Genomic DNA, 21,077 nt, shown 5'->3' with positions numbered 1-21,077 from the left:
GGCAGCAAACACCGGCTGAAGGCGCGAGAGGTGTCAGGGTGGCGGTTGACGATGGTGAAGCACGCGAAGCGTACGACGACGTTTTCGAGGCGGTGATCCGACGGGCTTGGCTGTCTGTGCCCGAGGCGCTCCAGAACGAAGCAGGCCAGCGAATGCGCGAAGGCCGTCAGGCCCAGCTCTCCCTTGACGAGCCTGCGGAGTGGGCCCTGCACGACACCTTCAGGTACCAGCGCGGCCACGCAGACGTCTTTCGCGAGGTCTACAGGACGTCTCACCACCATCCGCCGAGCAAGGGCGAACGCCTGCGCGTCATCGACATCGGGGCCGGCGCAGCGACGGTCGCCGTCGCCCTTGGCGAAGCCCGCGGGCGAGGGCTCCCCGAGCGCATCGACTACTTGGCATTCGACCCACATCCCGGCATGATCAGCCTTGGCGAGCAGGTCCTCGAACACCTCGCTGCCGATTTCAGATCGGCCAGATATGCGGAATCCCTCGAGGCCGTCGAATTCGGCAACCGTGACCGATTGCTCTTCACGTTCAGCTACGTGTCCCACCAAGAGGCCGTGCGACCAGAAGACGTCGAGCAGTGGGCATCACTGATCGAGCGAGCCGTCGCTCGATCAGATCGCGCAGTTGAGCTGATCTATACGACCGCTGACAACATCCACAGCATCGAGCCGAAAATCCCGATGCTCGGTCGAAGGCTCGAACAAGTCGGGATCGTGCCAAGGGTCGAGAACATCGTTGTTCGTGTTCCGTACCGATGGCCGGGACCAGTCAGCCACGATGGGCGCGTACAGTGGGAGCCAGGTCATGGCCTGTGGAAGGTGCAGGCAGAACGCTGGGTCTTGCGGGCATGAATACGGAGCTATTGCTATTCGCAGACGACGCAGCGGTAACCCCCGACGGTCTCGAGTACCACCAGGGCTTCTTGACCCCAGTGGAGGAAGATGTCCTGCTCGCGCAGATTGACGCCTCAGAGTGGCTCACCGACCTCTCCAGGCGAGTGCTGCACTTCGGCTTCAAGTATGACTACTCAAACCGCAGGCTTGACGAGACGGCTCGTATCGGGCCGCTCCCAGAGTGGCTGACCTGCCTCGCGCGCAAAGTTCGCGAAGCCGCATCTGCAGATATGAAACTGTTTCTGGACCAGCAGCGGCCCTTCGAGCAGGCGATCATCAACGAGTACGAGCCCGGGCAAGGCATCGCGCCTCACATCGACAGAGATTGCTTTGGCCCTGTCGTCGCAACGGTGAGCTTGGGTTCGGGGATCAACATGGACTTCGTCCAGAGCGCGACGGGCGAGAATCACGTCGAGCGGCTGGCGCCCCGCAGCTTGCTCCTTCTCTATGGCGATGCGCGCATCGCTTGGCGCCACGGCATCGCCAAGCGACGCAAGGACAAGTGGCAAGGTCAGACTCTGGAGCGGAAGCGGCGCGTCTCGATCACATTTCGCACGATCACCGATCTGAGATCTGCGCAGGATTGATCCGGCCGACGCCGGCCACTCATCACGCATAGTCCTCGATGTCGCAGTGGCACGCGACAAGCCTCTCGCAGCGTCGAGTTCCCAACGCGAGCAGAGCGTGAGCAACGAATCCGCTCAACGGCATCCGCCGCCGGACTTCACCACGAGTGCCCCTCCCGGATGAGTACGACAGCGTTCGCTGCCAAGTTCGTTAGTCGAACGCGGCCGTCATGAAGTTGCGGTACAGCTGCTCGGCATCGGCAACAAAGCCGTCCATGCAGCGGTCGGCGTCAGCCGCCAGCGCGTCCAGCGAGCCGGGACCGAGGGTGGACTCCAAGGCGTCGCGGTACGCGTCGATGGCACCCCAGTTGCGCACCGTGTCGTCCTCCACTTCGACGTGGTACTGCATCGACCACGCCCGCTGGCCCACCCGCATCGCCTGGACGCGGCATTCGGGCGAGCTTGCGAGCACGACGGCGGCGTCGGGCGGCTGCGCGACCTGCACCGAATGCCACTGCAGCGCGTACTGGCGGTCGCCCATCTGCTCGAAGATTGCGTCGTCCCGGCCGTCGGACGTGAGGTCCACCGACAAGACCCCGATCTCAGGCGGGCGTTGCGGCCCGCAGGTCCCCCCGAGGGCGTCGGCCAGCAACTGGTGCCCCAAGCACAGACCGAGGAAGGGTCGCTGCAGTTCACGCACCCAGTGGCGTATGGCTCGCTTCTCCGGCACCAGCCAGGGGCACTCCTCCACATCCCACACGTCCATCGGGCCGCCCATGACCCACATCGCGTCGAAGTCGTCCAGCGGCGGGATGGACTCGCCCTCGTCGAGCTCCACCGCGGTCCACTCGACGCCGTCGTCCCGCAGGAAGTCGCGCAAGCGGCCGGGATGCTCGCAGTCGATGTGCTGAAGAACAAGGAGTCGCATCGCCCCTGTTGCTACCACGCCCCGAACGACCATCGTGAAGCCAGCCGTATTCCAAATCGGCCAAATTAGCCTACGAATACGTTTGTACCTCGACAACCAAGCAGAATCACATCACCCGATTCGTCGTCGCCAAAGGCGATGCGCAAACGTCCAACTTGCGATTTAGCTACTGGTCAATTTCGGACCTAGGTAGACTACATATAGCGGTGAATCATGTGCGAACGGGGCCGAAAAATGTAGCCTCCACGTCAGCCGTCGAATCTTGCCATGCCAAGAACAAAACAACACGCCACCTGAGTCGTCCGGATTAGCGAACGTTAAACGGCTCGCGAAGCGATTCTTTTCAGATTCCGAGGAGTCTGAGAACAAACTTCCGCTATTGCGAAAATGAAGCGCAATGTGATCAAGCGTTTTCGCATCGGATCGCCCATGCTCATCAATCAGCAATCTCAGTTCATTCAAGATCGAGAGAAGACGAAGAGAAGCCGACATCACCGCCTTGTCGAAGGGCTTGCTGTTCGCTCTCTCTAACCAGTCTGGCGCGAAGCGAAGGTGGCTGAATTGGAGCATGGCTAGCTGTGCGAACTCTTGCCAACTTGTAGGGCTTTTGGTTGCTTCCTTGAGGCTCAGTGCCACCTCATCTGGGTGCCAGAAATTCGGGGTTCGCACCGAATATGATGTGACTCCCTGGTCGTCAAGCAAAGAGACTACTACCGGATCGAAACACCATTTCGATGGACTAGCGCTAATAAGTGAACTCGGTATCGCAACCGAATTGAGGTAAGCCGTTTCGGCAACGCTACTTTCGGTTACGACTTCTTCACGCCCGTCGATGTAGCAGGCGAAGTACGAATTCGGTGAATGGTTCGGCTCGGTGTCCCAATGGGGCCCCTCCCTATCGAGCCAGAGCAATAGCGCTCGTTGCTTATCAGTATCAAATCGTTTAGCCACGTCGCGGAAACCGTGGCTACTCGTCACACGGGCGCTTATCATTCGCCGGTCCACATAGAGCTTTTGACCGTGGTCACACAGGCGTTGTCGGCAACGCATTATCGTACTGAGCGCAGCAATAGCATCCGAAATAGTGGTGAATTGGCCATGTAGTGATAATCCGTTGAAATAGTAGTCCAAGTTAGATGTCCCAGCCGGCAAAGAACTCGAGGTCTCTTTCCAGTTGGTCAAAGAAGCCCACTGGCCAAGCATCGACCATGCCATTTTCATCAACTTCCAGCGTGTCTATCCTTGGTGCTCCGTCCTCCGATATGTTGAGAAAATGGACGATAGTCTCTCCACTATCGATCGTCCGTTCCTTTACAGCCCTCCTAATGCCATTCAATACATGATCGCTATGCGACTCGACTAGGACCTGTACACCACACGCAGCGATGCGGCACAAGAATTCTCCAACCAGCGCCTGGCCCCTAGGGTGTAGATCGTTCTCAGGATTCTCCACGGCAAGGATTTCACCAGGCCGCGAAACCAAGGCGGCAATAACTACAGGCAAGACTTGGGTAAGTCCGTACCCAGTCTGGGCCGGACTATGAAAATTGGTAGCGTCTGACAGCCGAATTCCGAGGGTTACGACGTTACTGTCCGGAAAGTGCACAACCTGCATTCGAAAACCCGGGAACAGGTGCCGCATCCAACCTTCAACCTGTGCAATCAGCCGAGGATTCTTTACGTCAGGGTGCCTCGCGCCCTGTTCGACAGCCTCATCTCGTAACATGTGCAAGAGAGCAACTGCGACGCTTCCATCCCTGCCCACGGATTTCGGAGCCTGCGGTAGCTCCAGTCGATGAATCGCTTGCGGCGTCGGACGTTCAGATGTCAAGTGAGTTACGCTGGCAATAGACTTCATGATGTTGATTCGATTCTCAGTTGCTGCGCTCGTAGGCAGTAGAAAATGGAATTCGCCAACATCTTGGCATCGATCACCACCGATAGCAACCTGAGCCACTTGGGCAGCTAGGTCATGGCGCTCCCCTTCAAAGGTCCACAACAAACGTTCTTCACCGCTGGAGACACCAATCGCAAAATGCGTACCGTCGGTAAGATCGTGGACTACTCTATTGAAACTACCGAGGGTGACTTCCGGACCGTTGAGCATCAGCTGCGAAGCACGCAAATCACTTTGCAGCGTCTGCTTGAGCACAGCGAGAGCTTGAATTAAGGTCGACTTGCCCGCACCGTTCAGGCCAGTCAAGAGTGTTAACCCGCGTAAGGGCAGATCCACCGACTCAAAACATCTGAATGAGTCAAGTCTGAGTGAATCCAGCAATGCTCACCTCCGGGAACAGTTCTGACAGCATCAGATGAGCTGTATCGAAACGGTGTCTGACTTGTTTTGGTGTGTTAGGGCCATATGTTATTGATCGTTCAAATTCAGGGTCACCGAGCAGGTCATAAAAGGTGTCTTGGAAATCTGTTAAGCGCTCCTTGAGAAGCAATTGAGGGACATGCGCAAGACCAGTCGACATCACATCCCAGAGCGATGCATTTAGAACGCTGCGCCGCTCGGCACCGGGCTGATGCTTGCGAAACGCATGAACACCGAAAGCGTGCTGGTTGTTCTTCAGCGATGTGCAAAGTCCCAATTCGAGTTGACTGCAAATGCCAGGATCAGCATTTATGGTTTCCAATGCGCGGGCGAGAAACTCGTCCATGTCCCTGTATTCGTTGTATGATGTTAGACTGAATGCACAATACCGATTCACAAACTCTCGATCAAACATTTTCTTTCTATTGAGACTCTTACCTGTGACGGTCTCGAAGAGGCCGTGTTGGGCCTGCCTCTTGAGGAAATCAGTCGCAGGACCTTGGTATAGCGCATTTCGCATTTGCTGCCTCGTCAGTGGTTCTCCGGAATTCACCCGATCAAATATGTCAAGCCGCGCTTTTTCCGGAACTTGACTGTCGATGACATACAGCGTTAGCTGGCAATCTTCTACCCGATTTCGTAGTTTAGGTGAAAGCTCTTCAAATCTCTTCTTGTCGAGTTCAGGTTGGTCCGGCAATTTCAGTCGAAATTGTTTTTCCGTAACAAAGCGCCGAAACGTAGCAAGCCGCTGTAAACCATCGACTACAATCAAGTTGCCGTCGCGGTCTTCTGCCAGATAGAAGACTGGCAACGGTATCCGCATCAAGACAGACTCGATCAACTTACTTTGCTTCTCATCATTCCACACAAAATCGCGCTGGAATTCGGGATCCATGATCACGGCCCCTTGAATAATACGCCTTAAGATATCGTGGACAGTACGACTCTCAGTGCGTATCAGAAGCGTGTCGATCGGGTAATTTGACCAAGGCTCGTCGGATGGCTGGTTAATTCCGCCTTCGGGCTCGTCGGATTCTTCTTGGCGCTTGTACTGATCGTCTGCCGATTGTTTGGCATCTTTCATTGTCAGTCTCCGTTGACAGATTCAATTCTGGCCCGCTATTGAATCGTCACTCAATGATGCATCATACATAGACTTCGTTGGCTATTGATTGACGTGGCAACGGTCGCTGACGGTGCCGTGGCGAACGCTGGTGGCAGCCATGGGCATCAGGGCGTGGTGCAGAGCCCTGCCATGCTGCTGATTGCTGTGTCGCGGCGAGGCTGGCGGACCTCGTGCTCGTCGTAGCCGTTGGTGGTGTATCCGAGCGACAGACCGGTGGCCGGATCGGCCCAGGCGAGCTGGCCGCCGGCACCGTTGTGACCGAAGGCCATCGGCGACACCGTGCGGCCCAGCCCTCGCATGTTGGACATGCCGTCGTCGCCTGCCAGGAAGAGCCCGATCGAGCGGTTGGCCGGCATGCCCATCGGGTCGGGCATCGTGTTGCGCACCTCGCCGGTGCCGACGGCCAACATCTCGGGGTCCCACAGTTCGTCGGGGTTGCCGAGCAGGCCTTGGTAGAAGAGCGCCAGGTCGACCGCAGTGCCGAACCCTCCGCCACCGGGCACGCCCACCTCGCGCACCGATGGCTCGTTGAAGCGCAGGATCGCCTCGTTGGTGACCTCGGTCATGGGCAGCTCGCGCACGCCGAACGTCGCCTCGAGCTCGTCGGGAGTTGCCGGCTCGCCCACGAGGATTAGCTCCGCGATGCCGTCCTGATCCTCTGGTGCCAAGCCCAGTATGCGCGGCAGTCCCAGCGGCCCGGTGACCCTGTCGTGCACCTCGTCGCGGAAGTCGTTGCCGGTGACCACGTTGATGATCTCGGCGAGCACCCAGTGCGCAGAGGTGGGGTGGTATTCGTACCGGGTGCCGGGTTCCCAATTCAGCCGCCAGTTCGCCATGGCGACCAGCCGCGACTCCGAGGTGTCCCACTCCGGCGGCTTCAGCGGAGCGTGCGGGAAGCCTGACGTGTGCAGCATCACCTGGGAGACCGTGATCTGATCCTTGCCGTTCTCGCCGAATGCCGGCACGTAGCTGGCCGCTGTGGCGCCGAGATCCACCAGGCCTTCGCTGATGAGCTGCCACATCGTCGATGCCACGAATGGCTTGGTGGCCGAGAAGATGCAGTAGCGGGTCTCATCGGTGGCGTCGCCGTAGGTGGCCTGCGCAACGATCTCGCCCTCGAAGCCGACGGCCACCTGGCAGCTCGGCAGCAGCCCCGATTCGACCTCGCGCTTGCAGCGGTCGAGCAGCGCGTCGAGGCGGGATGGTTGGACAGTGGATGGGACGTCAGTTGTAGTGCTCACGGCCTTGGCCTAGCACCCGCGGCTACCGTCTCGCTTCACATCCGGCCCGCAGATGCACATGAGGCTGAGCCGAATGGCGAAGCCGTGGCCCGAACGGCCCGTGAGCGCAATCGCATGAGACAGGGAACATGAGCGGGAAGCAGCAGGGGGACGCAATGAGCGACAGCACACCGGCGGACGGCAACATCGAATTCGGGCTGGCGATACGCCGCAGCGACGACATCGCCGGACAGGCCCGCGAGATCGAAGCACTCGGCTACGACTACGCCACCACCGGTGAGCACGTCTTCTTCCATGTGCCCACCTCGAACGGCTTCATCTCGCTGGCGGTCGCGGCGGGCGCCACCACCACGCTGAAGCTGATGACGTCCATCACGCTGATCCCGCTGTACCCGGCGGCGCTGTGCGCAAAGCTCGCGGCCGCGCTCGACGTGGCATCGGACGGGCGGTTCCACCTCGGCGTCGGTGTCGGCGGCGAGTATCCGTCGGAGTTCGAGGCGTGCGGAGTGCCGGTGCGTGAACGCGGCGCCCGCACGAACGAGGCGCTCGAGATCATGCAGCGCCTGTGGACCGAGGACGACGTCACCTTCGAAGGCCGCTTCAACACGCTGTCGGGCGTCACGCTCGCGCCCAAGCCCGCCTCGCCGCCGCCGATCTGGGTGTCGGGCCGCCAAGACGCCGCGTGGAAGCGAGCAGCTCGTTATGGCGACGGCTGGCTGCCGTACATGTACACGCCTGAACGCCTAGCGCAATCGATCGAGGCCATTGCGGGATACCGCGAAGAAGCTGGCAATCCGACACCTGTCGAGTCCGGCATGTTCGTGTTCTTCTGCTGCCACGAAGACAACGACACCGCCGTCGAATACGCAGCGGAGCGCCTGTCGAAGCAGTACGCCCAGGACTTCTCCCAGCTCGTTCACAAGTTCGCCATTGCGGGTGACCCCGACCGGTGCGTTGCACGCCTGCGCGAGTACATCGACGCCGGGGCCCGCACCGTCGTGCTCAGCGCAGCCTCGCCGATGCACTACATAGAGGAGAGCGAGCGATTCATGGCAGCCGAGGTGCTTCCACGAATCCGCGGCCAATAGGCGGCCTCGCTGGGACGCGGGGGTGAATATCAAGTGACGGCAAAGCGATTCTTCGAGACGACGCTCCAAGCAGAGCGCATCGACGAACTCGGCGGGTCGGGCGCGTGGCCGAACCGGCTGCTCGACGATCAGATCACCAAGTGGTCCGCTGAGCGGTCCAGCGAACCGGTCATCACCGACCGCTTCGGCACGATGACTTGGGGCGAGTTCGGTGCCGAGGTGGACGCAGCCAGCAAGGGTCTGCTGGAGATCGGCGTCCGCCCCGGCGTGATCGTGCAACTCCAACTGCCGAATTGGCGCCACTTTGTCGTGGCTGCGATGGCTTGCGACCGGATCGGTGCCGTGGTCAATCCAGTGGCCCCGATCTTCCGGCACAACGAAGTCACTGTCATGAGCGAGCTCGGCCGGCCGCTGGTCGTCATCACCGCCGACAGCTATCGCGGATTCGGCCTGGCGCAGATGCACGCCGAGCTGCGCGAGCGCTGTGAATGGGTGTCGGAGCTGGTGGTCGTGCCAGGTCCCTCGGTGAATACGACCGACTCACTGGAGGACGAGTCGTGGCTGCCCGCCGATGCGATGACCTGGGAAGACCTGATCGAGGAGGGCCGCTTCTCGTCCTACGACCGCTCCGCTGTCAACCTGTGCCGGCCGGGCCCCAACGACGTCTGCGAGATGATGTTCACCTCGGGTACCACCGGGATGCCCAAGGGTGTCATGCACACGCACAACATCCTGTCGGTGGCCGTCGACGCCTTCGTGAACACCGTCTGCGAGGGACTTGAGCCCCATCCGGGTTCGGGTGCGCCTCAGGCGTATGTCTGCCATATGGCATCCACCCTCGGCCACCAGACCGGGTACCTCTACGGCATGCGATTGCCGCTGCATATCGGCGGTCATGTCGTCTTTCAGGATGTGTGGGACCCGGTCGAGTTCGTGGGCCTCATCGAGAAACACCGGATCCAGCTGTCGATGGGCGCGACGCCGTTCCTCGCCGATGTGCTCAACGTCGGAAACCTGGCCGATCACGACCTGTCGTCGTGGCAGCGATTCCTGTGCGCCGGAGCGGCAATACCGCGCCCGATGCTCGAACGCGCACTCGAGCTGCTGCCGGCTTGCACCGTGCTGCCCGGCTGGGGCATGACCGAATGCGGCCTGCTGACGGTGGGCCGGCCCAGCGATCCGCTCGAGCGTCGGCTCACCGACGGGCGAGCGGTCGACGACAACGAAGTACGCGTCGTCGACGAAGCAGGCGATCCGGTGATCGATGCGGAAGGCGACCTGCAGTGCCGCGGCTCCGCGCTGTTCGCCGGCTACATGGCAGGCCGGGAGTTCACCTCCCAGCATTGGCCCGACGGCTGGTTCGACACCGGCGACCGGGCGATCATGAACGCCGACGGTTACATCGCCATTGCGGGCCGTTCCAAGGACTTGGTCATCCGCGGCGGCGAAAACGTTCCCGTCAAAGAGGTCGAGGACGTGCTGCTGCGGCACCCTGCGGTCGGCGTGGTGGCGATCGTTGCGAAGCCACACGAGCGGCTCGGCGAGATCGGCTGTGCCTTCGTGCAGCCGGCAGGAGACGCCCCCTCGCTTGCCGAACTCACGGATTTCTTGGAGTCACAGAACGTGACCCGTCAGTTCTGGCCCGAAGAGCTCGTGATTGTCGACGAGTTCCCGATGACGCCGAGCGGCAAGATCCAGAAGTACCGGCTGCGTGAGCGCCTCGACTGATCCGCGTCGGCTCGCAGCTGGTCATTCGGTGCGCGTCTCAGCAGATGTGGCCAGCCGCCCTTCGAAGCCTTGCGGCAGCCGACCGAGCCGGGCGCGTCCTGCCAGATGTGACAAGCCCTACTGGTCGTACGAGACGGGAATGCCCTCGACGGTGTAGGTGACTTGAGGGTCCCACAGCAGCCAGTCGCTGATGCCGAGGTCAGCGGCGGCGTCGATCTGGGCGCGCACCTCGGTGGGGCCATAACTCACTCGCATCGAGAAATCCTGCAGCCACGGCACGACGGCCGTGTTGGTGCCCGCAAGCACACGCTGGAACTGGGCCAGCGAAGCCTTGGTGATGTCGTAGGGCTGCGCCTCAGGGTGCACCACTCCGTACTCGCCGCGACCCCAGTGAGACGGGTACACCATGGGCGCCACATAGTCAACGTGGGCGGACATGGCGCCGATGTCCTGCGCCACCCACTCGCCGCGATCTGCCGCGATGCCGAACACCGACACACCATGGAACACCTGCGCCTGGCGCAGCATGGATCCCGCCTCGGCAAGGAAGCTCACGATGACCGGTGACGGGTCGCCGCCGTCCCAGCCGGGAATCTGTATTCCGCTGAGGTCGCCTTCGGGCCGACGCATGTAGTCCCACAAGATGTCGTCGATGCCGGCGGCAGCCGCTTCTGCGGCGATGTCCAAGTTGTACTGCCGCACGGTCGGGTGGTTGAAGTTGGTGAAACCGCCATAGCTGGACAGCGTCCGTCCGTCAGGCGTCTGCAGCACCCAGTCGCGGTCTCCGTTGGCCACGGCGTAGCGGGTCAGCGTCGGGTCCCTGAATGCCACGATGCGGCCGATCACGCGCACGCCGAGGCCGTGCAGCTCGTCGATGGCATCCCGCAAGTCATACAGCTCGCGCGATGCGCCGGCCAGTTGGGCCAGCCGGACATCGGTCCGGTGGCCGATCCGTCCGTCCTCGTCCTTGAGGTCGAGTTGGACGGCGTTGATGCGTCCCTGTTCGATGAGTTCCACCACCGACGAGCGCAGCCCGTCGTGGTCCCATGCTGCCGCGGTGACATGCACGCCGGTGGTGTGTGGGTAGCCGATGGGTACGATGACGTCGAATGCCGTCGTGTTGCCTGCGGCATCGGTGGCGACCACCGGGATCGGCCCGCCGGGCGGGCTCGGCAAGGTAAGGCTGAACGAGCCCGATGCCGTGTCGAGCCGCTGGTCCCCGATCTGCAGGGACACGCCGGCCTCGACTGACCCGGCGAGGACCACCGGCTCGCCGAGCGTCACCGGATCGAAGACCCTCGGCAGATCCACCGTCGGCGGTGTCCCATCGACAGTGAACGCCACTTGTGCAGTTGCCGTGCCGTAGAAACGTCGATTGACGTCAAGGGTGACGGCGTGCGCGCCTTCGGTCAGCTCCGGCACCGGCCACACAATGCGGTTGTCGTAACGCTGCACACCGCTCACCGGAAAGCCGTCGAGCAGCATCTGCGCTGAGGTGGCATCGCCGCCTTCCACGCTGAACTCCAGCACGGTGCCGGCCAGCTGAGCCGGCCGCAGCATCGCACCGTCGGTGATGCCCGAGACGGTGATCTCGGCAACGCGCAGCGCATTCATCGCCACGAAGCCCACACCGAAGGTGGCGGCGACGAGCAGAATTACGACAATCGCCCGGCCGCCGCGGCGGCGTGCGGGCGGCGGCCCCGCAACGCCGACGACGGCACGGTCGGCCACACGGCGCGCTCGCCGGCTCAGGCCGCTCGCATACAGCGGAGTCTCGGCTTTCGGCGGACGCCACGGGAATCCCCAGCCTTCGGCCGGATCTACGGGACCTGCCGTCTCCTGGGCATCGGCAGCACCGGCGAGGTCGTTTCCAACCAGCGACGGCCCCACTTCGTGGCCATGCGGGGTCAGCGACCAGCGCACGCCTCGCAACCCTGGAACCGAGCCCACCGGAGCCACAATTCCTGATCGCTGCAGCGCGTCCAGCGACGTTTGCACGGTCTGGCTGTCCAGGCCGGCAGCCGCGCTGATCTGGCCGATCTCGGCCGTCCCCCCGCGGACGAGCAGCTCGCGCAGTATGCGCCTGTCGGCCGGCGCCAACAATGGCATCAGTTCGAGTGTATTGAGGCCGCCGGACGGCCTTCAGTCACTCGCCGGCGGTATCGACCAGCGACGCCGGGGCGGGATGGCGAGCGGTGACGGTGGTCGTGATGCCGCCCCTGACGAGCCAGCGCGTCTCGACCGTGGCCTGTTTGGGGGCGACGGCAGCGACCAAGTCGTCGAGTATGCGGTTGGTGACGGCCTCGTGGTGGACGGGTTCGTCCCGGTAGCTCCACAGGTAGAGCTTCAGCGATTTCAGCTCCACGATGCGACGGTCGGGGATGTAGGCGATCTCCACGGTGGCGTAGTCAGGCTGCCCAGTTACCGGGCAGACGCAGGTCAGCTCCGGTGTCGTGCAGCGCACCTCGTAGTCACGGTCCGGGTAGGGGTCGTCGAGCGCGATGAGGTCCCGCGTCGGTGCATTTGCCGGTTCGCTTGCCATGGCCGAACTCCTCGGGCGACGGGTACCGAGACCCCTCAGTACGACAGGGTGGCGTGCGGGGTGTTCTCCGCCAACCCGAGGGGGGTGACGGCAACGAATTCGGCGCGTTCGGTGAATTCGGCCAATGTGCGGGCGTTGGTGTAGCTCATGGCGCTGCGCAGGCCGGCCATCAGCTCCCCGATCAGCTTGCCCGCCTCGCCCCGGTAAGGCACGGTGCCTTCCACTCCCTCAGGGGCCCGCTGCTCGAAGTACTCGTCGTCGATTTCCTCGCCGTGGCGCTCGGCGCGCGCCTCGATGGCTTCGAAGCTGGCCATGCCGCGAATGCGCTTGCGCAGCCCGTGCGGGCCTTGCTCGACCTCGCCGGGGCTCTCCTTGGTGCCTGCGAGCATGCTGCCGATCATCACAGTCTCGGCACCCACGGCGAGCGCCTTGGCGATATCGCCCGAGTTCTTGATGCCGCCATCGGCAATGACCGGGACGCCGAAGCCGGCTTCGGCCAGGCCATTCACCACCATGTCGGTCGCCGTCAGCTGTGGAACTCCGACGCCCGCCACAAGTCGCGTCGTGCAGACCCCGCCAGGCCCGACGCCGACCTTGATCGCATCGGCCCCCGCTTGTGCCATGTCGACTGCGCCGTCGATCGTGGCGACGTTGCCGGCGATGACATCAGTGGCGGCGAAGTGGTCCTTCAGGCGACGCACGCCGTCGATGGCGTGATCGGCATGACCGTGCGCGATGTCGAGCACCAGCACATCGGCCCCCGCGGCTACGAGCGCCTTGGCCCGGTCGCCCATGTCGTGATCGGTGCCGACGGCGGCCCCGGCCACCAGTGCGCCGTCGTCGACGTCCTTGACGGCGGCTATCTGTGCAGCCTGCGCGTCGATGGGCATGAACCGGTGGACGATTCCTGCGCCGCCGAGACGAGCCATAGCGATCGCCATTTCGTGCTCGCAGACCGTGTCCATGTTGGCCGCGATCACCGGCAGCTCCAGCGAGATGTTGCGCGAGAGGCGGGTGCGCACCGACACGTCGCTGCGACTGCGGATCGACGAGCGCTGCGGAACGATCAGCACGTCGTCGAACGTCAGTCCGGTTGGCAGGTCGCGCAGTTTCATGAGCGACCCCAAGCTACCGTGACCCGCCATGAGCCCCCGGCGTCGGACCATGTTGACCGTCGGCGTGCTGCTGGTGATCGTGGCCGCTGCGGCGGCGCTGGGCCTGTGGCGGGTCCTTGGCAACGCACCAGGAGAGGTGAGCCTGGCCGAGGCGGTCGAGGACGCCGAGTTGGCCCAAGAAGAATCCGCACCTGCTGCGCCATCCGCTGCGACCGCCCCAGCGGACAGCAGCAGCGATGCCCCCGCGCGCGGGGACGCTGCGGGCGATGCCGAGGGCAGCGTCGGCGCAGGCACGGACGAGAGCGGCGGCACTGCCGGCGCAGGTACAGGCGACACCGAAACCGACGAGAGCGTTGCACCACAAGCTGAGGTGACGTCGACTGCTGAGCTCGACGGCACATGGGCCGTGGATTCCGAAACCGGAGCATTCACGCTGGAGGACGCCACGGGCTCGTTCGCTGGCTTTCGTGTCGACGAGGAACTGGCGAGCGTCGGCGCTTTCACGGCCGTGGGCCGCACCGGCGACGTCAGCGGCACGCTGGAGATCGCCGACGAGCACGTGATCTCCGCGGAGATAGCGGTCAACCTCACGACGCTGCAGACCGACGACCGGCGACGAGACAGCGCAGTGCAGCGAGCCCTGGGAACCTCCCGGCACCCGACAGCGACGTTCGTGCTCACCGAGGAACTGCACATCGAGGGCGCCGCCGAGAGCGGTGTGCCGGTCAGCCACGCGGCGCAGGGCGAGCTGACAGTGAACGGCATCACCCAGCCCGTCGTCGTCGACATCGAAGCGCAACTCGTCGGCAGCGTCATCGCCGTAGTCGGCTCGGTCGAGCTCACGTTTGCGGACTTTGATGTGACCGTTCCGCAGGTGCCAGTCGTCCTCTCAGCAGAAGACCACGGACTCATGGAGTTCCAGTTGCTGTTCGAACGCTCTTGAGCGATCGAATCTTGCGCCACTGCCGACGCCGTTAGGCCTCAGGGCCATCCAACGCAGCAGACGCCGTGAGGCCTCGCAACCGTCAGGCACCGTTGCGGATGGCTCGGGCACTCGTGCAGGGCGTATGCGCGGCGGGCATGATGTGGTGCCGATCCGGCCGAACGAAGGAGCACTCATGGCAACCCACTCTGGCGAACCGCTTTCCAAGTCCTACGCAACCGTCAACGGCAAGCAGATGGCGTACCACGACTCGGGCTCGGGCGATGCGGTCGTGTTCCTGCACGGCAACCCGACGTCGTCGTACCTGTGGCGCAACATCGTGCCCCACGTCCGGCCGCATGCCCGAGTTGTCGTACCCGATCTGATCGGCCAGGGCGATTCGGACAAGCTGGACGACACCGGTCCCGACTCGTACCGGTTCGTGGAGCATCGCGAGTACCTCGACGGCTTGCTCGACCAACTCGACCTCGGCGACAACATCACCTTCGTGATCCACGACTGGGGCTCGGCGCTCGGCTTCGACTGGGCCAACCGGCACCGCGACCGCGTAGGCGGCATCGCCTACATGGAGGCCATTGTTCGGCCGATGTCTTGGGCCGAGTGGCCTGAGGCAGCGGCCGGCATCTTCCAAGGCTTCCGCTCCCCTGCCGGCGAGGAGATGGTGATTACCAAGAATCTCTTCGTCGAGGCTGTGCTGCCCGGCTCGATCATCCGCAAGCTCAGCGACGAGGAGATGAACGAGTACCGGCGCCCGTTCGTCGAGCCCGAGCACCGGCGCCCCACCCTCACGTGGCCGCGCCAGATCCCGATCGACGGCGAACCGGCCGACGTCACCGCGATCGTGACCGACTACGGCGAGTGGCTGTCGAGCTCAGACGTGCCGAAGCTGCTGGTGAACGCCGATCCGGGCGCGATCTTGAACGGCCCGCAGCTCGACTATTGCCGCACCTGGCCGAACCAGACCGAGGTGACTGTCGCAGGCAATCACTTCTGCCAGGAAGACAGCCCCGACGAGATCGGCCAAGCCATCGCCGACTGGCTGGCGAACCGCTGAGCTAGCTGAGCCCGACTGCTTGGCGGGCGCGGGCCTCGCGCTGCTTGCGCTCGATTTCCTCGCGTTTTTCCACCGGGGTCTGGTTGGTGATCACCTGGAACAGGTCGGTGTCGATGTCGTCGAGGAGGACGTCGCCGGCCAGCACCGCTGACTTCCAGTCTTGGTGTTCGGCGTCGCGCTCGTGAAATTCCCCCATGACCTCAGCGGCGAACAGCTCCAGGCTCGAGCAGATGTCCTCGTGGGTGTTCTTGCCGGCCTGGTTCAGCAGGATGAGCTGATCCACGTGAGCGTCCTCGTACATCTCCAGCTTCCGTCGGATGGTCTCGGGTGAGCCCACCAAGCCGACGTTGTTGCTGGCCTTCTGCCCTTTCGGCGACTTCTTCCACTCCTGGTACTCGTCCCACAGGTTGACCGAGCCCGGCTCGACGGGGCCGTGGGAGTTGTAGAAGACCAGCGAGAACTGGAAGAACGTCCAGCCTTCGGCCTTGGCCTGGGCTTCCTCGTCGGTCTCCGCGCACATGAACGGGCTGACGACCGCCACGCCGGGGTTGGTCTGGTAGTCGCACAGCAGGTCGAGGTGGTTGAGGTAGTTGAGGTAGTAGGCGTTCACCCAGGCGCGGGCTGCGTCGGCCGACACGAACGAGAAGCCCAGCGCTCCCATGCCTCGCTGGGCCGCCATGACGATCGTGTCGAGCTGGCTGCATGCCACCCACAAGGGCGGGTGCGGCTTCTGGTACGGCTTGGGCACCACGTTGCGGGCCGGGAACTTGAAGATCTCCCCGTCGTAGGAGTGATTCACCTCCTGGAACATCGGCATGAGGCAGCGCACGGCGTCTTCCCAGACGACGCGCTTGTCGCGGAAGCGGCGATCGAAGGGGTGCAGTTCGGTGACCGACGAGCCTTCGCCGATGCCGAGTTCGACCCGGCCGCCGCTGACGATGTCGAGGGTGGAGACCCGTTCAGCGACGCGGGCTGGATGGTTGGTGGGCAGCTGCACGATGCCGTGCCCGAGGCGGATGCTCTTCGTGCGCTGGCTGGCCGCCGCCAGGAAGACCTCGGGCGCGGAGCTGTGGCTGTATTCCTCGAGAAAATGGTGCTCGACCTCCCACGCGTAGTCGTAGCCGAGCTTGTCGGCCAGTTCGATCTGGTCGAGTGCCTGCTGGAACAGGACGTACTCGGAATCGTCGTTCCACGGCCTCGGCAGCTGCAGCTCGTAGAAAATCCCGAACTTCATGGCACGCCCCCTCGTTGACTGGTCGCCGGTCATCCTAAGCAGCCGCGCGGATACGCGAGCCTTCCGGTTGTTGCAGCAGTGGTGTGCGATTCGGGCGCGCTCGCAGCGCTGTCAGCGGGCTCGATCTGGGTGGACTTGACGACCAGCCGTCCCGAGCTGATCCAGCGCCTGGCTAACGAGGCACCACCAAGTGTGACGGTGGTCGACTTGCCGGTGACCGGTGCCGTGGACGGCGCACGCAACGGAACGCTCGCGCTGTTCGCAGGCGGCGACGCCGAGACCGTCGAACGCGTCCGCCCGCTGCTTAGACGCCTGGGGCGGGTTGCCCCATACGGCGACCTGGAAACCAGCATCGATATATCGGTGGGTAGGCGGGGCGCGTGCCGCGTACGGTGCTGGCGTGAGCGAATCAAGCGAGTCAGACAGGAACAGCGCGCAGGCACCGTCGGCCCGAACGAGGCTGCGGCGCATGGCCGAGCGGGGTCGCTACGGCCGCGATGAGATGGCCGAGATCCTCGACGCCGGGCTGATCGCACACGTCGGTATTGACACGCCTGACGGGCCGCTGGTGCTGCCGATGGCCTATGGCCGCGACGAAGAGAACCTGTACCTGCACGGGGCGCTGGCGAACCACTTGCTGAACTCCGGCGAAGGCACCGAGATCTGCGTGACCGTCACTCACCTCGACGGGCTGGTGATGGCTCGGACGCCGTTCCACAACTCGATGAACTACCGCTGCGTCGTGGTGCGCGGTCGTGCCCGTCGCATCGAGGAAGCGGCGGCCAAGGAACGGGCGCTCAAGCTGGTGACCGATCACATCGTCGCCAACTGGGACACCTCCCGGCCGCCGAGTGCCGAGGATTTTCGAGCCACGCTCGTCCTGGAACTCCCGCTCGCAGAGGCATCGGCCAAGGTCCGCACCGGCGACCCCGTCGACGACGCCGAGGACATGGCCGGCGACTGGTGGGCCGGTGTCGTCCCGCTCACCACCCGCTTCGAACTGCCGACGCCCGCCGCCGACCTCACCGAAGGCATCCCCACGCCGCCAGCGGTAGCGAACCTCGCCCACCGCACCCCCGACACCCGCCTGTCCAGCGAACTCACGAGGGCTGAAGATCCCTGGCAGGACCGCGCAGCCTTCGGGCCAGAAGGTCTGAGTGTGGCGCCAGGCGAGATCGACGACGCCGTCTACGACACGTGAAGCTCGCCCGCAGTTGATCTATTCGTGGCCCCGGGTGGGAATTGTCGAGTCCACAGCGTGGTAGTCGGCGGCATCGTCGACGAAGATGGCCAGTTCGGTGTGCAAGCCCGAGGGGAGGTCGAGGGTGCCGGCGCAGATCGCAGTGGTGTCGATCTGTTGCGGTTCGCCTTCCGCCACCTTCCAGAACAGCGAACCGCCGCACTCCCCGCAGAAGCCGTAGGCCACGTTGGGGTCGTCGGCTGGACGGTGCCACACCAGAGCGGCATCGGTGACCAGCCGCAGGTCGGCGGTCTTGCATCCCGTCGCCGCCATGAAGTGCCCCGTCCAGCGACGGCACCGCCAGCAGTGGCAGTTCCACACCTGGCGGATCGGTCCGTGCACCTCGTAGGCCACACCACCGCACAGGCAGTGCCCCGATGCCGCCGGCGCCGAAGCAGGCTGGGCCGTCTCACTCATGTCAGTTCCTCTGCCAGTGGCGCGAGGCCTTGCATCTCGCTTTGGAGGCGACGCTTCGCCTTGTGATCGGTTCTGACGCGGTGCAGCAGCGAATTGAACAGCGTCGGATCGCCGGCGTCAGCGGCCAAGCGCCGTATCCGAGACAGCAGATCGACAGCGACGCGGTACTGGTTCGCCTTCTTGCGATTGATTACTGCCAGCGCCTGCGATTCGTAGATCGCAATCGAATCACGGGGCGCCGTCGCCTCACGCGCACGTGCGAGCGCCATCCACAGCTGCCAGTTGGTGCCGTGCTGCAATGCCGTCGCCCACGCCTCGTCGGCACGGCCCTCATACAGCAGAATCTCGACGAGGACGGTCGCCGGTGCCGGTGCGATGTCCCCAGCCGTGGCCATGACATCGGTCGGCAGTGTCGGCGGCGATGGCCCCGTCGAGGAACTCGTCTCCAAGCGGCTGCGCAGATGCCGCAAGCAGCGTTCCAGCCAGTCTGGACAGTCTGGTCGGTCGTCTTGGCGCACCAGTGTCCGGCACGCCTCGAGCGATGGGCTGGCAGTGAACGCGTTCCAGTACAGATCGACCGCTGCGCCTGGATTGCCCTGCTCACGCAGCTTCCCAGCCAAGAAATCGCGCAGCTCGCCCGCCTGCCACGCACCGTGGCCGTAGTCGGCAAGCCCTGTGCGCGCCCAGTTCACCGCTTCGTCATCGCGCCCGGCGGCCTCATACGCTCGAGCGATCTCCAGCGTCTCGTTCGGGCGGATGCGCTCACGCCGATGCGCATCAACGAGCGCGTCCGGATCACCGGTGGCGAGCGCCCATCCGATCATCGCTTCCCGGGCGCGGTAGTCCCGAGCACGCTGCTTGCTGTCCGACGGGTCGATCCGCAGCCAGCTTGGCTCACCACTGCTGCTGGTCGTGGCGGCAGCGGTGGCACTGCTGCCCGACGGGTCTATCTGCTGCCAGCTCGGCTCGACAGCCTCGCGGAACGCCGCGAGCCCTGTCGGCCCCAGCACATCCGCATAGAGCGCCGCAGACCGGCAGAACGCTTCCAGTTCGTAGTCGAGCTCCAGCTTTGCCAAGCGCTGCGCGAGTCGCACGGGATCGGGCGATCCTGCCTCGCATGCCTGCAAATGCAGGTCCGCCAGCCGCTCGCCGACCATCATCAGCGTGCCGTCCTCGTCGTAGATCTCGCCCATTGCGAGATCGGTCCTCATGTACGCGTGCTCAGCGAGTTCCGCTGCCGCCTCGCCGTAACCCGCGTCGACGAGCTCGGCGAGGGCGTCGATCACGTCGTTCACCTCGTCTGCCCAGTCAGCGGTGTCGCGGTAGTGCGCATAGCCACGCCGGTCGAGCTCGCCGAAGCTGAACGCGTTGTCGATTGTCTCGCGCCACTGCGCGATGTCGAGTCCCAGGCCCCGTTCGGCTCTGGCTTCCAGCAGCAATTGCTCTCGCAGTCGCCAGTCAGCGGCCGATTGGCTCAGCACAATCTCCGCGAGCCGCTCGCGTTCGAGCCGGCCGACGAAGTCCGCGAGCAGTTCGCCGTCGGTGCTCTGCTCGGCCGCGTTCGTCGGCTGCGTTGCGTCGGTTCCGTCCGACGGCTCGTCACCGTAGGTCAGCACCAGAGCAACCGCAGTGCAGTGCTTGCAGAACGAGCCGTCCTCGGCTGCCGGGCATGAGCATGTCCACCCCAGGCTGTCATCGTCGAACCACATCTCGACGCCATAGGGCACGGTGCCGCGCACCGTCGCTTGCAGCCGACCGTCCCCTTCAGCCAGCGACTCCACTCGGCCGTCTTCCCAGTACCCGACGCCGCGCTCGAACACAGCCGGGCCGGCGAGGTCCCCGACCATGCGAACATCAAGCGTCGCACCCAATTCGTCGGCGATGCTCACGAGACCAAGGCTCAGCGGTAGAAGGCGTCGCGCAATGCGTCGGCTTCCTCGGCGGCAACACGATGCCCTGATGCCCTGATCGGCCCCCCGAAAGTCTCCGGCGCTAACTCAGCCAGTTCTTCGGGCCGCAGCCTCACCTCGAGCGGCTTCCACGCCTGCCAAGCAACCTGAACCCACCACGCCTCCATCGAGGACTCGTCTACCTCGTTGCCGTCCGCGTCGCCTGGATACGGTTCGCACACGGCAAATCCATGGGCGACGATCCCGCCGAAGCCGCCATGGCGATAGACCAGCACCTCGTCTCCGGGCTGCATCTGCCGGAAGTTCGTGCCGAGCGTCCACCCGCTCATGAAGCCACCGGCTGTGACGGTGATCAGCACACGCGCGTAGTACTCCTCGACGGTCAGCTCCCAATCGTCCGGATTCCACGTGAGCAAGTAGGTCGCGGCTTCGCGGAATTCGTCGGGCAGGTCAAAGTTCATCATTCGCCTCTCGCGTCCACTTCCACGCCGCCTTGCGCATAAGCCGCACCAACATAGGCTCGTCAGCCGACACCGATGCGTGATCTCGAATTCGGCAGGGTCTGCCGCGACTGCACCAGCCGACGCGGCCTAAGCAGCGATACGGGAGAGCCGCCGTCATCTCTTGGTGCGACGGCCGGCAGGACATCTGAACGGCGTGGTCCACCCAGATCAGCAGGTGACGTTCCGCTGCTGAGGCAGCGCGTCCGACCTGGCGGGCGACAAT

Annotated in this window: 20 protein-coding genes; 8 read left to right on the top strand and 12 right to left on the bottom strand. The window is 63.8% G+C overall.

The window, feature by feature from the left end; all coding sequences use genetic code 11:
• The first annotated feature begins 38 nt into the window (after positions 1–38).
• A complete protein-coding gene (locus tag ACOGJB_RS14790; protein ID WP_419837855.1) occupies positions 39–860 on the top strand; it encodes a hypothetical protein in 822 nt (273 codons plus the stop codon).
• Positions 857–1,489, top strand: a complete 633-nt coding sequence (locus tag ACOGJB_RS14785) for an alpha-ketoglutarate-dependent dioxygenase AlkB (RefSeq protein WP_419837854.1) — start codon at positions 857–859, stop codon at positions 1,487–1,489. The genes ACOGJB_RS14790 and ACOGJB_RS14785 overlap by 4 nt, the downstream gene beginning before the upstream one ends.
• Positions 1,490–1,679: 190 nt before the next feature.
• On the opposite strand, the gene ACOGJB_RS14780 is transcribed toward ACOGJB_RS14785, so the two are convergent.
• From ACOGJB_RS14780 to ACOGJB_RS14760, 5 genes are all read right to left on the bottom strand, one after another.
• Positions 1,680–2,396 (bottom strand): type 1 glutamine amidotransferase, encoded by a 717-nt coding sequence (locus ACOGJB_RS14780; protein ID WP_419837853.1) that lies wholly within the window; start codon positions 2,394–2,396, stop codon positions 1,680–1,682.
• A 162-nt stretch (positions 2,397–2,558) separates the two neighbouring features.
• Positions 2,559–3,527, bottom strand: a complete 969-nt coding sequence (locus ACOGJB_RS14775) for a hypothetical protein (RefSeq protein ID WP_419837852.1) — start codon at positions 3,525–3,527, stop codon at positions 2,559–2,561.
• 1 nt (position 3,528) lies between these two features.
• Positions 3,529–4,674: a DUF3696 domain-containing protein gene (locus ACOGJB_RS14770; RefSeq protein ID WP_419837851.1), complete on the bottom strand. Its 1,146-nt coding sequence runs from the start codon at positions 4,672–4,674 to the stop codon at positions 3,529–3,531.
• Entirely contained in the window at positions 4,652–5,797 is a 1,146-nt protein-coding gene (locus ACOGJB_RS14765) for a DUF262 domain-containing protein (protein ID WP_419837850.1), read from the bottom strand. The genes ACOGJB_RS14770 and ACOGJB_RS14765 overlap by 23 nt, the downstream gene beginning before the upstream one ends.
• A 146-nt stretch (positions 5,798–5,943) precedes the next feature.
• On the bottom strand, positions 5,944–7,080 hold the full coding sequence (locus tag ACOGJB_RS14760) for a serine hydrolase domain-containing protein (protein ID WP_419837849.1): 1,137 nt from the start codon (positions 7,078–7,080) through the stop codon (positions 5,944–5,946).
• A 155-nt stretch (positions 7,081–7,235) separates the two neighbouring features.
• Here ACOGJB_RS14760 and ACOGJB_RS14755 point away from each other — a divergent pair, with 155 nt between their 5' ends.
• Together ACOGJB_RS14755 and ACOGJB_RS14750 are read left to right on the top strand one after the other, a co-directional pair.
• Positions 7,236–8,168 carry an LLM class flavin-dependent oxidoreductase gene (locus tag ACOGJB_RS14755; protein WP_419837848.1) on the top strand — a complete coding sequence of 311 codons (933 nt, stop codon included), beginning with the start codon at positions 7,236–7,238 and terminating at the stop codon, positions 8,166–8,168.
• Between the two features lie 33 nt (positions 8,169–8,201).
• Positions 8,202–9,896 (top strand): AMP-binding protein, encoded by a 1,695-nt coding sequence (locus ACOGJB_RS14750; RefSeq protein WP_419837847.1) that lies wholly within the window; start codon positions 8,202–8,204, stop codon positions 9,894–9,896.
• Positions 9,897–10,013: 117 nt separating this feature from the next.
• Here the strand turns inward: ACOGJB_RS14750 and ACOGJB_RS14745 are convergent, their stop codons facing one another.
• Genes ACOGJB_RS14745 through guaB form a run of 3 tightly spaced genes read right to left on the bottom strand, consistent with a single transcriptional unit; the run spans position 10,014 to position 13,553 of the window.
• A complete protein-coding gene (locus tag ACOGJB_RS14745) occupies positions 10,014–12,005 on the bottom strand; it encodes a putative glycoside hydrolase (RefSeq protein ID WP_419837846.1) in 1,992 nt (663 codons plus the stop codon).
• Positions 12,006–12,042: 37 nt separating this feature from the next.
• Positions 12,043–12,438: a preQ(1) synthase gene (gene queF / locus ACOGJB_RS14740; RefSeq protein ID WP_419837845.1), complete on the bottom strand. Its 396-nt coding sequence runs from the start codon at positions 12,436–12,438 to the stop codon at positions 12,043–12,045.
• A gap of 35 nt (positions 12,439–12,473) precedes the next feature.
• Entirely contained in the window at positions 12,474–13,553 is a 1,080-nt protein-coding gene (gene guaB, locus ACOGJB_RS14735; RefSeq protein ID WP_419837844.1) for an IMP dehydrogenase, read from the bottom strand.
• A 28-nt stretch (positions 13,554–13,581) separates the two neighbouring features.
• On the opposite strand from guaB, the gene ACOGJB_RS14730 reads away from it, so the two are divergent.
• Together ACOGJB_RS14730 and ACOGJB_RS14725 are read left to right on the top strand one after the other, a co-directional pair.
• Positions 13,582–14,496, top strand: a complete 915-nt coding sequence (locus ACOGJB_RS14730) for a YceI family protein (protein WP_419837843.1) — start codon at positions 13,582–13,584, stop codon at positions 14,494–14,496.
• A gap of 175 nt (positions 14,497–14,671) precedes the next feature.
• On the top strand, positions 14,672–15,550 hold the full coding sequence (locus ACOGJB_RS14725; RefSeq protein ID WP_419837842.1) for a haloalkane dehalogenase: 879 nt from the start codon (positions 14,672–14,674) through the stop codon (positions 15,548–15,550).
• 1 nt (position 15,551) lies between these two features.
• Here ACOGJB_RS14725 and ACOGJB_RS14720 read toward each other — a convergent pair whose 3' ends face one another.
• A complete protein-coding gene (locus ACOGJB_RS14720; protein WP_419837841.1) occupies positions 15,552–16,784 on the bottom strand; it encodes an LLM class flavin-dependent oxidoreductase in 1,233 nt (410 codons plus the stop codon).
• Positions 16,785–16,865: 81 nt separating this feature from the next.
• On the opposite strand from ACOGJB_RS14720, the gene ACOGJB_RS14715 reads away from it, so the two are divergent.
• On the top strand, positions 16,866–17,285 hold the full coding sequence (locus tag ACOGJB_RS14715) for an NAD(P)-binding domain-containing protein (RefSeq protein ID WP_419837840.1): 420 nt from the start codon (positions 16,866–16,868) through the stop codon (positions 17,283–17,285).
• Positions 17,254–17,985, top strand: a complete 732-nt coding sequence (locus ACOGJB_RS14710; RefSeq protein ID WP_419837839.1) for a pyridoxamine 5'-phosphate oxidase family protein — start codon at positions 17,254–17,256, stop codon at positions 17,983–17,985. The genes ACOGJB_RS14715 and ACOGJB_RS14710 overlap by 32 nt, the downstream gene beginning before the upstream one ends.
• 18 nt (positions 17,986–18,003) lie before the next feature.
• Here the strand turns inward: ACOGJB_RS14710 and ACOGJB_RS14705 are convergent, their stop codons facing one another.
• From ACOGJB_RS14705 to ACOGJB_RS14695, 3 genes are read right to left on the bottom strand one after another with little or no spacing between them, the layout of a single operon-like run.
• A complete protein-coding gene (locus ACOGJB_RS14705) occupies positions 18,004–18,441 on the bottom strand; it encodes a GFA family protein (RefSeq protein ID WP_419837838.1) in 438 nt (145 codons plus the stop codon).
• Positions 18,438–20,330, bottom strand: a complete 1,893-nt coding sequence (locus ACOGJB_RS14700; protein ID WP_419837837.1) for an SWIM zinc finger family protein — start codon at positions 20,328–20,330, stop codon at positions 18,438–18,440. Before ACOGJB_RS14700 ends, ACOGJB_RS14705 begins: the two co-directional genes overlap by 4 nt.
• Positions 20,331–20,341: 11 nt before the next feature.
• A complete protein-coding gene (locus ACOGJB_RS14695) occupies positions 20,342–20,815 on the bottom strand; it encodes an EVE domain-containing protein (protein WP_419837836.1) in 474 nt (157 codons plus the stop codon).
• Positions 20,816–21,077: the final 262 nt, after the last annotated feature.

Source organism: Candidatus Poriferisodalis sp., assembly GCF_965208895.1.
GTDB lineage: Bacteria > Actinomycetota > Acidimicrobiia > Acidimicrobiales > Poriferisodalaceae > Poriferisodalis.
This window is presented reverse-complemented; position numbering and strand designations above follow the sequence as displayed.

Coding starts and splice junctions, on each gene's coding strand:
- ACOGJB_RS14725 (WP_419837842.1), top strand. CDS start 14,672: ATGGCAACCCACTCTGGCGAACCGCTTTCCAAGTCCTACGCAACCGTC.
- queF (WP_419837845.1), bottom strand. CDS start 12,438: ATGGCAAGCGAACCGGCAAATGCACCGACGCGGGACCTCATCGCGCTC.
- ACOGJB_RS14745 (WP_419837846.1), bottom strand. CDS start 12,005: ATGCCATTGTTGGCGCCGGCCGACAGGCGCATACTGCGCGAGCTGCTC.
- ACOGJB_RS14720 (WP_419837841.1), bottom strand. CDS start 16,784: ATGAAGTTCGGGATTTTCTACGAGCTGCAGCTGCCGAGGCCGTGGAAC.
- ACOGJB_RS14780 (WP_419837853.1), bottom strand. CDS start 2,396: ATGCGACTCCTTGTTCTTCAGCACATCGACTGCGAGCATCCCGGCCGC.
- guaB (WP_419837844.1), bottom strand. CDS start 13,553: ATGAAACTGCGCGACCTGCCAACCGGACTGACGTTCGACGACGTGCTG.
- ACOGJB_RS14710 (WP_419837839.1), top strand. CDS start 17,254: ATGGCCGAGCGGGGTCGCTACGGCCGCGATGAGATGGCCGAGATCCTC.
- ACOGJB_RS14785 (WP_419837854.1), top strand. CDS start 857: ATGAATACGGAGCTATTGCTATTCGCAGACGACGCAGCGGTAACCCCC.
- ACOGJB_RS14730 (WP_419837843.1), top strand. CDS start 13,582: ATGAGCCCCCGGCGTCGGACCATGTTGACCGTCGGCGTGCTGCTGGTG.
- ACOGJB_RS14695 (WP_419837836.1), bottom strand. CDS start 20,815: ATGATGAACTTTGACCTGCCCGACGAATTCCGCGAAGCCGCGACCTAC.
- ACOGJB_RS14765 (WP_419837850.1), bottom strand. CDS start 5,797: ATGAAAGATGCCAAACAATCGGCAGACGATCAGTACAAGCGCCAAGAA.
- ACOGJB_RS14755 (WP_419837848.1), top strand. CDS start 7,236: ATGAGCGACAGCACACCGGCGGACGGCAACATCGAATTCGGGCTGGCG.
- ACOGJB_RS14705 (WP_419837838.1), bottom strand. CDS start 18,441: ATGAGTGAGACGGCCCAGCCTGCTTCGGCGCCGGCGGCATCGGGGCAC.